The following is a 13,854-nucleotide window of genomic DNA, read 5'->3' as shown; positions in this document are numbered from 1 at the left end:
GTGAGCCAACCGGAGCAGATCCTGCCGCCCGACCTGTTCCTCGCGCTCGACCGCTCGGGCCCGGTGCCCCTCTACTACCAGGTGGCGAACCTGCTGGAGACGGCGATCCACGACGGCACGCTCCCCGCGGGCGCCCGGCTCGAGAACGAGATCGCGCTCGGCAACAGGCTCGGCCTCTCGCGCCCGACCATCCGCCGGGCGATCCAGGACCTCGTCGACAAGGGCCTGCTCGTGCGCCGCCGCGGCATCGGCACGCAGGTCGTGCACGGCCGGGTCACCCGCAACGTCGAGCTCACGAGCCTCTACGAGGACCTCGAGCGGCAGGGCCAGACGCCGCGCACGGAGATGCTGTCGTCGTCGCGCGGCGAGGCCGACGAGAAGGTCGCCGAGGCGCTGGGCGTCGAGGTCGGCAGCCCGGTGCTGCACCTCACCCGGCTGCGCACCGCGGACGGCGTGCCGCTCGCGATCCTCGACAACGTGCTCCCCGAGCCGTTCGTCGACCTGGATCCGGACGACCTCGCCACCCACGGGCTCTACCAGCTGCTGCGCGGCCGCGGCGTGATCATGCGGGTCGCCAAGCAGCGCATCGGCGCCCGCGCAGCCACCGCGTCCGAGGCGCGCCTGCTCGACCTGCCGCGCGGCGGCCCCGTGCTCACGATGTCGCGCACGGCGTTCGACAGCTCGGGCCGCGCCGTCGAGTACGGCCAGCACTGCTACCGACCCGACCTGTACTCGTTCGAGATCACGCTCGTCGACCGGTAGCTCGGGCGGCCCGGATAATGCCGATCGGATCCAATATCCTATAGGATCTCCTCACGTGCTCGATGAGGAGGACTCCACGGATGACCCGGCTCTGGAACGACCCCGCTGACTTCGCGGACGACATGACGGACGGCTTCGTCCGCGCCAACGGGCGATGGGTCCGGCGCGTGCACGGCGGGGTCTCCCGCTCGACCCGCTCCGCCGAGGCCGAGGTGGCGGTCGTCATCGGCGGCGGATCCGGCCACTACCCCGCGTTCGGCGGGCTCGTCGGCCCGGGCCTCGCGCACGGCGCCGCGATGGGCAACCTCTTCGCATCTCCGTCCGCGCACCAGGTGGAGTCGGTGATCCGCTCGAGCGAGCAGGGCCGCGGCGCTCTCCTGCTCTACGGCAACTACGCCGGCGACGTGCTGCACTTCGACGACGCGCAGGAGCGCGTGCGGGGTGACGGTATCGACTGCCGCACGGTCGTCGTGACGGACGACATCTTCAGCGCCTCCCCCGAGGAGCAGGCCAAGCGCCGCGGCATCGCGGGCGACCTCACCGTCTTCAAGGCGGCGGGCGCCGCATCCGCCGCGGGCTACGACCTCGACGACACGGAGCGCGTCGCCCGGCTCGCGAACGCGCGCACGCGCTCGATGGGCGTCGCCTTCACCGGCTGCACGCTGCCGGGCGCGGACGAGCCGCTGTTCTCGGTGCCGGAGGGGCGCATGGCGATCGGGCTCGGGATCCACGGCGAGCCCGGCATCGACGAGACCGACGTCCCGTCCGCCGACGGGCTGGCCGAGCTGTTCGTGACGCAGCTGCTCGCCGACGCCGAGATCCCGGACGGCGTGACGGTGCGCGGCGCCCGCGTCGTGCCCGTGCTCAACGGGCTCGGATCGGTGAAGACCGAGGAGCTGTTCGTCGTCTTCACGCGCGTCGCGGACCTGCTCGAGGAGGCCGGCGTCACGCTCGTGGATCCGCAGGTCGGCGAGTTCTGCACCAGCTTCGACATGGCGGGCGCGTCCCTCACGCTGTTCTGGCTCGACGAGGAGCTCGAGCGGCTGTGGACCGCACCCGCGGACACGCCGGCGTTCCGCAGCGGCGCGTTCGACGGATCCGCGCTCCAGCCGGTCGACGCGCGCGAGGACGACGAGGTGGACGCCGCGATCCCGGACGCGAGCGACGCGTCGCGGGAGGCCGCCGGGCGCATCGCCGCCGCGCTCGACGCCGTGCACGCGGTAGTCGCCGAGCACGCCGACGAGCTCGGCCGCCTCGACGCGGTCGCGGGCGACGGCGACCACGGCATCGGCATGCTCCGCGGATCCCGCGCTGCCTCCGAGCGCGCGACCTCCGCGGTGGAGCAGGGCGCCGGCGCGCGCACCGTGCTCCGGCTCGCGGGCGACGCGTGGTCGGACAAGGGCGGCGGCACCTCGGGCGCGCTCTGGGGTCTGATCCTGCAGGCGGTGGGCGACGCGCTCGACGACGAGGACTCGGATCCCGTGACCGCCGAGTCCGTCGCCGCGGGCGTGGGCGCCGCGCGCGACGCCGTCATGGGCCACGGCAAGGCGTCGCTCGGCGACAAGACGATGGTCGACGCGCTCGTGCCCTTCGCCGAGGCGCTCGCCGAGCGGGTCGGATCCGGCGCCCCGCTCGCCGACGCGTGGGCCGCCGCCGGCGACGCCGCGCAGGAGGCCGCCGACGCCACCGCCGCGATGAAGCCCGGCATCGGACGCGCGCGGTCGCACGGCGAGCGCTCCGTCGGCACCGCCGACCCGGGCGCGATCTCGCTCGCGCTCATCGCCGCGGCCGTCGGCCGCGCGCTCGCCGACCGGTGAGACCCGGGGACACCCACCAGCAGCACCAGCACGATCAGCAGCACCATGAGGAGGACCGGATGACCAGGACCTGGCGCATCGTCGTCGGCGCGGACGACGCGGGATACGACCACAAGGAGGCGATCAAGGCCGACCTCGAGGCGAGCGGCCTCGTCGTGTCGGTGGTGGACGTGGGCGTCGACGCCGACGGCCACACCGCCTACCCGACCGTCGCGACGACGGCGGCCGAGATGGTCGCGCGCGGCGAGGCCGACCGGGCCGTGCTGATCTGCGGCACGGGCCTCGGCATGGCGATCGCGGCGAACAAGGTGCCCGGCATCCGCGCCGTCACCGCGCACGACGGCTTCTCGGTGGAGCGGAGCGTGCTGTCCAACGACGCGCAGGTGCTCTGCATGGGGCAGCGCGTGGTCGGCCTGGAGCTGGCGCGGCGGAACGTGCGCGAGTGGCTGACGTACGAGTTCGACACGTCGAGCCCGTCGAACGACAAGGTGGACGAGATCCGCGCGTACGAGGCGAAGTAGGGCCGTGCCCGCGCAGCCGCCCGCGCGGCCGGCGTTCGTCGGCGTGAGCCTGAAGATGTACCTCGGGCACGCCGACACCGTCGCGTGGTGCGAGGCCGTCGCCGACATCGCGCGGGCGCACCCGGCGACGACGGGCGGCGAGGCCGAGCTCGTGGCGCTGCCGTCGTACCTGTCGCTGCCGGCCGCCGTCGGGATCCTCGACGGGCTGGCTGCCGTGGGCGCGCAGGACCTCGCGGCGGAGGACGCCGGCGCCTTCACGGGCGAGGTGTCGGGCGGGCAGATCCGGGAGCTCGGCGGCGCCTTCGTCGAGGTCGGGCACGCCGAGAGGCGGCGGCTGTTCGGCGAGACGGACGAGGTCGTGCGGCGGAAGGCGGACGCGGCGCTGCGATCCGGGCTCGTGCCGATCCTCTGCGTCGGCGAGGAGACGCACGGGGATCCGACCGACGCCGCCCGCGAGTGCATCCGCCAGCTCGACGACGCGCTCGCGGCGGCGCGCGCGGCCGGGCACGGCGGGCGCATCGTGGTCGCGTACGAGCCGCAGTGGGCGATCGGCGCGGCGGAGCCCGCATCGGACGCGCACATCCGCGGGGTCGGCCGCGAGCTGCGCGCGCACGTGCGGGCGCTCGACGCCCACCCGGGATCCGCGGTCGTCTACGGCGGCAGCGCCGGGCCCGGCCTCCTCACGCGGATCGGCGACGACGTCGACGGCCTGTTCCTCGGCCGGTTCGCGCACGACCCGCGCGCGGTCGCGGCGATCCTCGACGAGGTGCACGCGCGCTCCGCGGCCCGCCCGGCGTCCGACGCCGCCAGCTGACGGCAGACTGTCCTGGTGACCACCGGCCTCCCGCTCGACGCGACCTCGATGCCCGCGCGGCAGGGGCTCCGCGACCGCGTCTACGACCTCGTGCTCGACATGCTCATGGGATCCGCGATGGAGCCGGGCTCCCGGCTCGCCATCGACCAGATCGCGCGCGACCTCCACGTCTCCCCCACGCCCGTGCGCGAGGCGCTCGTGCAGCTGGAGCGCACCGGGCTGGTCGCGCGCGAGGCGCACAAGGGCTACCGGGTCGCGCCGCCCATCGCCGGGGAGCAGCTCGAGGCGCTGTTCGACGCGCGGATCGTGCTCGAGGGCGGGGCGACGGCGCTGGCCGCCGCGAATCCGACGCGCCTGGTCCCCGCGCTCGAGGACGCGCTCGCCGCGCACGAGGAGACGACCCGCCGGGTGCGCGCGGCGACCGGCGACGGCGAGATGCCCGTCGGCCTCATCCGCGAGTACTTCGTCGTCGACTGGGACTTCCACCACCGCATCTTCGAGGCGACCGGCAACCCGTTCCTCCTCGACATGTCCGAGGCGATCTCCACGCGCGTCCACCGCATGCGCCAGACGATGCGCACGGGCGTCCACGACGCGGACGACGCCGTGCACGAGCACCGCGCGATCATCGCCGCGATCGCCGAGGGTCCGGAGGCCGCGGCTGCTGCGATGCGGGCGCACATCGAGCGGGTGCGGGAGCGGTCGCGGCGGGACGCGGACGCGGACGACGCGACGACCGCCTAGCCGCAGCGCTCAGGACCGGTCGAACCGCTGCTCCCCCACGACGCCGAGCAGCGCGAGGGCCTCCGCGGCCCCGGATCCCGGCAGCGGCGTCAGCACGAGCAGCACCTGCGACTGGTCCTCCGTGAAGAGGGCCTGGCAGTGCACCTCGATCTCGCCCACCTCGGGATGCACCAGGGTCTTCCGCTCGTCGAACCGGTTGCCGACCTCCTGCAGGTCCCAGTAGCGGCGGAACTCCGCGCTCGTCGCGACGAGGCTCGCGAGCACCTCGGCGGCGAGCGGATCCGGATCCGCCTGCGACGCCGCCACCCGCAGCTGGGCGGCCTGGAGCCGCCCCTGCCGCTCGTGGTCGCGCTCCGGGTACTGCCCGCGCTCCTCGGGGTGGGCGAACCAGCGGTGCACGCCGCTGCGGTCGAGGCCGGTGCGGGTCACGTCGTCGCCGAACAGGGCTGAGGCGAGGCGGTTCTGCGCGAGCGTCTCGCCGAGCTCCGTGATGACGAGGGCGGGGGTGTCGTCGAGGCGGTCGAGCACGCGCATGAGGCCCGGGCTGACGTGCGGGGACAGCCGTGCCCGCCGCGGCGTCCCGTGGCCGGCCAGGCGGAAGAGGTGGTCGCGCTCGTCGAGGCCGAGGCGGAGGCCGCGGGCGATCGCCGTGAGCATCTGGTCGGAGGGCTGCGGACCCCGGCGCTGCTCGAGCCGCGCCCAGTAGTCGGCCGACATGCCGACGACGGCGGCGATCTCCTCGCGGCGGAGGCCCGCGGTGCGGCGGCGGGCGCCCGGGGGCAGGCCCACGTCGGAGGGCCGCAGCGCCTCGCGCCTGGCGCGGAGGAACTCGGCGAGCGCGGGACGGTCCATGGCCCCATCCTCGCCCCTGGTGCGCCGCTCATCCAGGGACCGCCGCTCCCCCGATGCGCGCTCCCTTCCCGGCCGGCCGCGTCCGACGCAGGCTGGACGACGACGGGGCGCACGGCCCCGCAGAGGAGGCACCATGAAGACCAGCGGCAGCACCGTCCTGATCACCGGAGCGACGTCGGGCATCGGCCTCGGCCTCGCCGAGCGCCTGCAGGACCGCGGCGACACCGTCATCGTCGCCGGCCGCCGCCGCGCGCTGCTCGACGAGATCGTGGCCACGCACCCCGGAATGCACGCGGTCGAGCTCGACGTCACGGATCCGGCGTCCATCGCCGCGGCCGCAGAACGCGTGACCCGCGAGCACCCCGACCTCGACGCGGTCGTCACGATGGCCGGCGTCATGCTCCCCGAGGACCTGCGCGACCCGGCGCACCTCGCGGTCGCGGAGTCGACCATCACGACGAACCTGCTCGGCACGATCCGCACGGCCGCGGCCTTCGGGCCCTGGCTCGCGGCGAAGCCCGACGGCGTGCTCATGACCGTGTCCTCGGGGCTCGCCTCCGTGCCCCTGCCCGCGACGCCGACCTACTCGGCGACGAAGGCCGCCGTGCACTCGTTCACGCAGAGCCTGCGCGTGCAGTGGTCCGGCACGCCCCTCCAGGTGATCGAGCTGGTGCCGCCGGCGGTGCGCACGACGCTCATGGGGCAGCAGGACGAGGAGTCGGCGATGCCGCTCGGCGAGTTCCTCGACGAGGTGATGCAGATCCTCGAGCGGCAGAGCGACGTGGAGGAGGTGCTGGTCGAGCGCGTGCGGTTCCTCCGCGACGCCGAGGCCGAGGGGCGCCACGCGGACGTCCTCGCGATGCTCGCGCAGCGGACGCACTGAGGCACGGGCGCTCGCGGGCCGGCACCGCAGGGCAGCTAGCCGATGGGCGCCGGCCCCAGCTCGTCCATCAGCGCCTTGATCGCCACGTACGCCCTGTTCCGGTACGCGACGAGCGCCGCGGTGCGCTCGGCGGGCACGTCGAGGTAGCCGGATCCGGTCTTCGTGCCGTACTCGCCCGCGTCGACGTGCTCCTGGAGCGACGCCGGTGTCGCGAAGCGCTCGGGCCAGCGGGTCTGCAGCGACGCGTAGCAGAACGCGTACACGTCGAGGCCGGCCATGTCGGCGATCGCGAACGGGCCGAAGACCGGCAGGCGGAAGCCGAAGGTCGTGCGGACGATCGTGTCGATGTCCTCGGGGGTCGCGATGCCCTCCTCCACGATCTGCGTCGCCTCGTGGAAGAGCGCGTACTGCAGGCGGTTGAGCACGAAGCCCGTGGAGTCGGTGACGCGCGCGGACTCCTTGCCCGTGGCCGCGACGATCTCCTCGGCCATCGCGGTCGCCCGCTCGTCGGTGCCCGCGTGCGGGATCAGCTCGACGCCCGGGATGAACGGCGCCGGGTTCGAGAAGTGCACGCCGAGGAACCGCTCGGGGTTCGTGACGGCCTCGGCGAGCGAGCCGATGAGGATGGTCGAGGTGTTGGATCCGATGACCGCGTCGGGGCGGGCCGCCGCCGAGATCCGCCGCAGCGTCGCGTGCTTGATCTCGAGCTTCTCGGGCACGGCCTCCTCGATGAAGTCGGCGTCGGCGACGGCCTCCTCGATGGACGCGGCGGGCGTCACGGCGGCGCGGATCCGCTCCACGGCGTCGGCCGGGAACAACCCGTCGGCGACGAACCTGGCCGCCTCCTCCAGCAGGCGCGCGTGGTTCGCGACGGCGATCTCCTCCGAGATGTCGGCGATGCGCACCCGCGCGCCCGCGAGCGCGAGCACCTGCGCGATGCCGCCGCCCATGTACCCGGATCCGACGATGGCGATGCTGCGTGCGGTGCTGTGCTGGTCGGTCATGGTGCCCTCTCCCTATGCGTCGCGCGTCTGCGGCAGCAGCGTGCGGATGTAGTCGCGGTTCTCCGCGCAGACGCCGAGGCTGTCGCCGCCGTACTGCTCGGTGAGGATGATCCCGTCGAAGCCGAGCTCGACCGCGTCGCGGATCACCTGCCGGTAGTCGATGAGGCCGGCCTTCATGGTCGTGGGCACGCTGGTCGCCCAGCTGCCGTCGGCCGCCTCGTCGCGCATGTAGTTCTTCACGTGCCAGTAGTTGGCGTACGGCAGCGTCTTCGCGTACAGCTCGCGCCAGCTCTCGACCGGGCGGTGCAGGCGGATGAGGTTCGCGACGTCGGGGTTGAGCCCCACGTTGTCGAGGCCGATCTCCTCCACGAGCCGCACGGCGCTGTCGGCCGTGCCGAGGTAGGTGTCCTCGTACATCTCGAGCGCCATGCGGAGCCCGAGGTCGGCGGCGTGCCGGCCGAGCTCGCGGAGGCGCGTGACGGCGGCGTCCCACACCTCGGGGTCGTCGGGGTCCTTCGGGCCCTCGGCGGTCCAGAACCACAGCGCCTTCCGCTGCGCCTCGCTGAACGGCTGGTGCAGCCCGGTCGAGAAGACCTCCATGCCCATCTCGGCGATCGCGTCGATGGTGCGGTGCGCGTAGGCGAGGTTCTGCTCCTCGCGGCCCGGCATGATGACGCTCTGCCGCTGCAGGTGCACCGACGGGATCCCGACGCCGTGCGCCCGCGCGATGGAGACGAGCTCGTCGCGGCGGGACGGCTCGAGGTCGGCGGGTCGCACGTGGCTGTCGGCGAGCTCGGCGAGGGTGAAGCCCTCGCGCGCGATGTCGGCGAACATGCGGTCCCAGACCGCGGCGTCCGCGTCGTGGAGGGCGGTGCCGTCGCGGCCGACCGTCGCGAAGCCGTGCAGGCAGGTGGCGATGGGCCAGTCCGCGGCGCGGAACGCCGGCTCGGGTGTCGTCGCGGGTGTGTCCGGCATGCTGCTCCATCGCGGTCGTCGGGTCCCGGATGCCCGGGGTCAAGATCCTATAGGAAATAGCATCCTGATGCCCGGGTCGCTCCGGAGACCGATCCCACGTCAGCCGAGCAGCGGCCGCTGCGCCCTCTTCCGCTCCACGTAGTCGGCGTGCGCCGCCTGCGTGGACGGCATCTCGGAGACGCCGGGGACGGGCACGTCCCACCAGCCCTCGCCGTCGGGGCCGTAGACGAGCGGATCGGACTCGACGTGGATCACGGTGGTGCGGTCGGAGGCCTTCGCCTGCCGCACCGCGTCGCCGAGCGCGGTCGTCGCGTCGGGGCCGGGCGCGACCTCGATCACGTCCACGCCGTAGCTGCGCGCGTTCGCCGCGAGGTCGACGGGCAGCGGCTCGCGGCCCTCGAAGTTGCGCGTCGCGGGATCCAGCTGCCGGTACCGGGTGCCGAAGCGCTCGGTGCCGACCGTCTCGGAGAGGTGGCCGATGGACGCGTAGCCGTGGTTCTGGATCACGACGACGATGATCTTGATGCCCTCGGCCACCGCGGTCACGAGCTCGGTGTGCAGCATGAGGTAGGAGCCGTCGCCGACCATGACGATCACGTCGCGGTCGTCGCCGTACGCCTCCGCCCCGCGCTTCACGCCGAGGCCGCCGGGGATCTCGTAGCCCATGCACGAGAACGCGTACTCCACGTGGTAGCCGAGCGCGTCGCGCACGCGCCAGAGCTTGTGGAGGTCGCCGGGCAGGGATCCGGCCGCCTGCACGACGACGTCGCGCGGGTCGCTCGCGGCCTGGACTGCGCCGATGATCTCGGGCTGGCCGGGCAGCGCGCCGCCGGTGGGCGCGAGCGCGCGGTCGACGGCGGCGTCCCACTCGCGCTTCTCTCGGGCGATGCGGTCGGCGTACGCGGCGTCGACGCGCGTGCCGCCGAGTGCGTCGATCAGCGCCTCGAGGGTCTCGCGCGCGTCGGCCACGACGGGCAGCTGCGTGCCGTGCTTGTAGGCGTCGAACGCGGCGACGTTGACGTTGACGAAGGTCACGTCCGGCCGCTGGAACGCCGTGCGGCTCGCGGTGGTGAAGTCGGAGTAGCGCGTGCCGATGCCGATCACGACGTCGGCCTCGGCGGCGAGGCGGTTCGCGGCGGTGGATCCGGTGGCGCCGACGCCGCCCACGTACTGCGGGTGGTCCCAGGCGAGGGATCCGCCGCCGGCCTGCGTCGTGCCGACCGGGATGCCCGTGGCCTCGGCGAAGCGGAGGAGCGCCTCCTCGGCCGCGGAGTAGATGACGCCGCCGCCCGCGATGATGAGCGGCATGCGCGCGTCGCGGATCGCCTGGACGGCGCGCCCGAGCGGCCCGCGCTCCGGCAGCGGCCGGCGCAGGTGCCACTCGCGCGGCGCGAGGAACGCGAGCGGCACGTCGAGCGCCTCCGCCTGCACGTCCTCGGGCAGCGCGATCGTGACGGCGCCCGTCTCGGCGGGGTCGGTGAGCACGCGCATGGCCGCGAGCGCGATCGAGTACAGCTGCTCCGGCCGCTGCACGCGGTCGAAGAAGCGCGAGAGCGGGCGGAACGCGTCGTTGACGCTGATCCCGGTGTCGTGCGGATGCTCGAGCTGCTGCAGCACCGGATCCGCGACCCTCGTCGCGAAGGTGTCGCTCGGCAGGAGCAGCGCCGGCAGCCGGTTCGCCGTCGCGAGGGCCGCGCCCGTGAGCATGTTCGCGGCGCCCGGCCCGACCGACGCGGCGCTCGCGTAGGTCGCGAGGCGGCGGTGCATGCGGGCGAACCCGACGGACTGGTGCACCATCGCCTGCTCGTTGCGGGCCTGGTGGTACGGCATGAGGTCGGGATCCTGCGCGTTGGCCTGCATGAGCGCTTGGCCGATCCCGGCGACGTTGCCGTGGCCGAAGATCCCGAAGACGCCGGGGATGGTGCGCTCGCGGTGGTCGCCGTCGACCGTCCACTGGTTCGCGAGGAACGCGACGAGCGCCTGGCTGACGGTCATGCGGGTGGTGGGCTCGGTCATGAGGTCGGGGCTTCCTGGTCGGGGGCGAACGGCAGGCGCGGGTCGATCGCCTGCCCGGCCCATGTGCCGCGGATCCAGCCGTGCGCGGGGTGGTCGCTGATGAGCCAGGCACGGTCGGTGCCCGGCCCCGCCATGACGTTGAGGTAGTAGAGGTCGTAGCCGGGCGCCGCGACGGCGGGCCCGTGGTAGCCGTAGGGCACGAGCGCGACGTCGCCCGTGCGCACCACGGCGTCGATGGCTATCTCGCCCGCGGGCGACGACGAGGTGTGGAAGAGGCCGAACGGATCCGCGTCGGCGGGAGCGTCCAGCCCGCGACCGACGGCGGTCTCGAAGTAGTAGATCTCCTCCAGCTCCGACTCCTCCCCCGGCTTCTCCTCGTCGTGCTTGTGCGCGGGGTAGCTCGACCAGTTCTCGGCCGGCGTCAGCACCTCGCAGACGATGAGGCGCTCGGCGTCGAGGGATCCGGGCGTGCCGGGCGTGCCGAAGTTGTGCACCTGGCGGCTCGACCTACCGGCGCCGCGCAGCTCGACGGGCACGTCCTCGCGGGCGATCCGGCGGCTCGGCACGGGCCGGGTGGCGGGCGACTCGGCGACGGCCACGCGGCCGGATCCGGTGAGCACCGCGCTCGCGTCGCACGACAGGTAGAGCACGTCCGTGGGTCCCGCGAAGACCGACGCGCGGCCCTCGAGGTCGGTCGCGCGCTCCTCGCCGTCGGCCTCCCGGTGCCGCACGGCGAAGGATCCCGCGAGCGGCACCACCATGCGCTCGACGTCCGCGGCGGGCAGCGCGAGCTCCTCACCGTCGGCGAGCACGGCGACGCGGAGGCCCGTGTGCTCCCAGTCGGCCAGGGATCCGTCGACCACGGTCTCCCAGCCGTCCCGGCCGATGCTGCCGCGGGGATGCAGCCACTCGTCCGTCGTCATGCGCGTCTCCTTCGTCGTCATCGTCGTCGGGTGCCCGGTCGGCCGGGCGGGGTGGGTGCGGATCAGTTCTGCGGGAAGCCGAGGTCGACGCCGCCGTGCGACGGGTCGAGCCAGCGGCTGGTGATCGCCTTCTGCTGGGTGAAGAACCGCACGCCCTCCGCGCCGTGGGCCTTGGTGTCGCCGAAGAGGCTGGAGCGCCAGCCGCCGAACGAGAACGTGGCGACGGGCACGGGGATGGGGACGTTGATCCCGATCATGCCGACCTGCACCTCGTTCTGGAAGCGCCGCGCGGCCCCGCCGTCGTTCGTGAAGATCGCCGTGCCGTTGCCGAACGCGCCCTGGTTGATGAGCGCGACGCCCTCCTCGTACGAGCGGACGCGGACGACGCCGAGCACGGGTCCGAAGATCTCCTCCGTGTAGGCGCGCGAGCTCGTGGGCAGCTCGTCGATGAGCGTCGGGCCGAGCCAGAAGCCGTCCCGCTCGCCGTCGACCTCGATGCCGCGGCCGTCGACCACGATGCGCGCGCCGTCCTCCTCCGCGATCGCGATGTAGGAGGCGACCTTGTCGCGGTGCGCCTCTGTCACGAGCGGGCCCATGTCGCAGCCGCGGCGGCCGTCGCCGACCCGGAGGGACGACATGCGCGACGTGATCCGCTCGATGAGCGCGTCCGCGACGGGCTCGACCGCGACGACCACGGAGATCGCCATGCAGCGCTCGCCCGCCGAGCCGAAGCCCGCGTTGACGGCCGAGTCGGCGACGAGGTCGAGATCGGCGTCCGGCAGCACGAGCATGTGGTTCTTGGCGCCGCCGAGCGCCTGCACGCGCTTGCCGTGCTTCGTGCCCGTCTCGTAGACGTACTGGGCGATGGGCGTGGATCCGACGAACGAGATCGCGCGCACGTCCGGGTGCGTGAGCAGCCCGTCCACCGCCTCCTTGTCGCCGTTCAGCACCGTGAAGACGCCGTCGGGCAGGCCCGCGCGCTTCCACAGCTCGGCGATCCAGATGGCGGCGCTCGGGTCCTTCTCGCTCGGCTTCAGGATCACCGTGTTGCCGGCCGCGATCGCGATCGGGAAGAACCACATCGGCACCATGGCCGGGAAGTTGAACGGCGAGATGATCCCGACGACGCCGAGCGGCTGCTTCGTGGAGTACACGTCGACGCCCGTGGAGACCTGCTCCGAGTACTCGCCCTTGAGGTGGTGCGCGAGCCCGGTCGCGAACTCCACGACCTCCTGGCCGCGCGTGATCTCGCCGAGCGCGTCGCTCACGACCTTGCCGTGCTCCGACGTGATGATCTCCGCGAGCTCGCCCTTCTCCGCCTCGAGCAGCTCGCGGAAGCGGAACAGGATCGCCTGCCGCTTGGCGAGCGACAGGTCGCGCCAGGCGGGGAACGCGGCGTGGGCCGAGGCGATCGCGCGCTCGATCTCCGTGGCGTCCGCGAGCGCGACCTCCTTCGTGACGACACCGCGCGCCGGGTCGTAGACGGGCGCGGTGCGGCCGGAGGTCGAGGGCGAGCGGGCGCCGTCGATCCAGTGCGGGACGACGGGGAGCGGGGCGGTGTCGGTCATGGTGTCCTCAGGCGGTGGCGGGTGGTGGATCGGGTCGGGTCGGTCTTCGGGGTCAGGGGCGGGCGCGGCCGTGCACGAGGTCGACGGCCTGGTCGACCGCGCGCGCGACGTCGCCGTCGGCGGGGTGGATCAGCGTGCGGCCGACGACGAGGCCGCGGACGCCGGGGAGGCCGAGTGCGTGCTCCCAGCCGGCCCAGGTGTCCTCGCTCGCGCCCTGCGGATCCCCGCCGAGCAGCAGCGTGGGCAGGGTGGTCGCGGCCATGACGCGGGCCATGTCGTCGACGACGGGCAGCTTCATCCACGTGCGCGCGGACGACGAGCCGAGGCCCGACGCGACGGCGATGGAGGTGATGACGGCGTCGGGCGTGAGGTCGTTGACGATCCGGCCCTCCTGCCACGCGCTCATGAACGGCTCGAGCATGATCGGCAGGCCGGCGCGCACCGCGTCGTCGACCGCGCGCGCGTTGGCCTCGAGCGTCGCGGCGGTGCCGGCGTCGCCCAGGGCGATCCGCACGAGCGTCTTCGCGAAGTCGAGGCCGTCGCGCACGATGCCCGCCACGTCGTAGGCCGTGAAGCGGTCGTCCATCTCGAAGACGGCGCCGCGCAGGCCGCCGCGGTTCATGGATCCGACCACGACCTTGTCGTCGAGGAGGCCGAGGAGCGCGAGGTCGTCGACGATGTCCGGGGTGCCGAGCACGCCGTCGACGCCGTCGCGCGTGAGGGCGGTGGCGAGGCCGGCGAGCAGCTCGTCGCGGTCGGCGAGCGCCATGGGGTCGTCGCCGACGCCGAGCGCGCCGCGAGCGGGGTGGTCGGCGGCGACGATGAGCAGGCGTCCGTCGTCGCGGATGAGCGGGCGGCGGACGCGGCCGGCGAGCGCGCGGGCGACGGCGTCGGGATCCGTGGCGCGCAGGTCGCGGAGGGCCTGGAGCGCGCAGGGGAGGTCGCCCGCGCGCAGCGCCTCGGCGGGCGCCCGGG

At 73.8% G+C, this 13,854-nt stretch carries 13 protein-coding genes; 6 read left to right on the top strand and 7 right to left on the bottom strand.

Going from position 1 to position 13,854, the window contains the following annotated elements:
* The 5 genes from NL142_RS03895 (at window position 1) to NL142_RS03875 (ending at window position 4,658) form a co-directional block, all read left to right on the top strand.
* Window positions 1–762 carry a GntR family transcriptional regulator gene (locus NL142_RS03895; protein ID WP_435081047.1) on the top strand — a complete coding sequence of 254 codons (762 nt, stop codon included), beginning with the start codon at window positions 1–3 and terminating at the stop codon, window positions 760–762.
* 80 nt (window positions 763–842) lie between these two features.
* Complete coding sequence (locus tag NL142_RS03890; RefSeq protein ID WP_435081046.1) at window positions 843–2,579, top strand: dihydroxyacetone kinase family protein; 1,737 nt, start codon at window positions 843–845, stop codon at window positions 2,577–2,579.
* Window positions 2,580–2,638: 59 nt separating this feature from the next.
* A complete protein-coding gene (locus tag NL142_RS03885) occupies window positions 2,639–3,100 on the top strand; it encodes a ribose-5-phosphate isomerase (protein WP_435081045.1) in 462 nt (153 codons plus the stop codon).
* 4 nt (window positions 3,101–3,104) lie between these two features.
* A complete protein-coding gene (locus NL142_RS03880; RefSeq protein ID WP_435081044.1) occupies window positions 3,105–3,914 on the top strand; it encodes a triose-phosphate isomerase family protein in 810 nt (269 codons plus the stop codon).
* A 15-nt stretch (window positions 3,915–3,929) separates the two neighbouring features.
* Complete coding sequence (locus tag NL142_RS03875) at window positions 3,930–4,658, top strand: GntR family transcriptional regulator (RefSeq protein WP_435081043.1); 729 nt, start codon at window positions 3,930–3,932, stop codon at window positions 4,656–4,658.
* Between the two features lie 9 nt (window positions 4,659–4,667).
* On the opposite strand, the gene NL142_RS03870 is transcribed toward NL142_RS03875, so the two are convergent.
* Window positions 4,668–5,510 carry a helix-turn-helix transcriptional regulator gene (locus tag NL142_RS03870; protein ID WP_435081042.1) on the bottom strand — a complete coding sequence of 281 codons (843 nt, stop codon included), beginning with the start codon at window positions 5,508–5,510 and terminating at the stop codon, window positions 4,668–4,670.
* A 133-nt stretch (window positions 5,511–5,643) separates the two neighbouring features.
* On the opposite strand from NL142_RS03870, the gene NL142_RS03865 reads away from it, so the two are divergent.
* Entirely contained in the window at window positions 5,644–6,393 is a 750-nt protein-coding gene (locus NL142_RS03865; RefSeq protein WP_435081041.1) for an SDR family oxidoreductase, read from the top strand.
* Window positions 6,394–6,428: 35 nt separating this feature from the next.
* Here the strand turns inward: NL142_RS03865 and NL142_RS03860 are convergent, their stop codons facing one another.
* From NL142_RS03860 to NL142_RS03835, 6 genes are all read right to left on the bottom strand, one after another.
* The gene (locus tag NL142_RS03860; protein ID WP_435081040.1) at window positions 6,429–7,397 is read right to left on the bottom strand and encodes a 3-hydroxyacyl-CoA dehydrogenase family protein; all 969 of its coding nucleotides are present in this window, start codon (window positions 7,395–7,397) and stop codon (window positions 6,429–6,431) included.
* A 12-nt stretch (window positions 7,398–7,409) separates the two neighbouring features.
* Window positions 7,410–8,372 carry a sugar phosphate isomerase/epimerase family protein gene (locus NL142_RS03855; protein WP_435081039.1) on the bottom strand — a complete coding sequence of 321 codons (963 nt, stop codon included), beginning with the start codon at window positions 8,370–8,372 and terminating at the stop codon, window positions 7,410–7,412.
* Between the two features lie 99 nt (window positions 8,373–8,471).
* Window positions 8,472–10,388, bottom strand: coding sequence for a 3D-(3,5/4)-trihydroxycyclohexane-1,2-dione acylhydrolase (decyclizing) (gene iolD / locus NL142_RS03850; RefSeq protein ID WP_435081038.1), 1,917 nt, complete (start codon window positions 10,386–10,388; stop codon window positions 8,472–8,474).
* A complete protein-coding gene (gene iolB / locus NL142_RS03845) occupies window positions 10,385–11,311 on the bottom strand; it encodes a 5-deoxy-glucuronate isomerase (RefSeq protein ID WP_435081037.1) in 927 nt (308 codons plus the stop codon). The genes iolD and iolB overlap by 4 nt, the downstream gene beginning before the upstream one ends.
* A gap of 62 nt (window positions 11,312–11,373) precedes the next feature.
* A complete protein-coding gene (locus tag NL142_RS03840) occupies window positions 11,374–12,879 on the bottom strand; it encodes a CoA-acylating methylmalonate-semialdehyde dehydrogenase (RefSeq protein WP_435081036.1) in 1,506 nt (501 codons plus the stop codon).
* A 52-nt stretch (window positions 12,880–12,931) separates the two neighbouring features.
* Window positions 12,932–13,834 carry a class I fructose-bisphosphate aldolase gene (locus tag NL142_RS03835; RefSeq protein WP_435081628.1) on the bottom strand — a complete coding sequence of 301 codons (903 nt, stop codon included), beginning with the start codon at window positions 13,832–13,834 and terminating at the stop codon, window positions 12,932–12,934.
* Window positions 13,835–13,854: the final 20 nt, after the last annotated feature.

This window comes from Clavibacter quasicaliforniensis (genome assembly GCF_051201715.1).
In the GTDB taxonomy this organism is placed as follows: Bacteria; Actinomycetota; Actinomycetes; order Actinomycetales; family Microbacteriaceae; genus Clavibacter; species Clavibacter seminis.
Note: the sequence above shows the minus strand (reverse complement) of the source record. Positions and strands in the feature narration are given on the sequence as shown.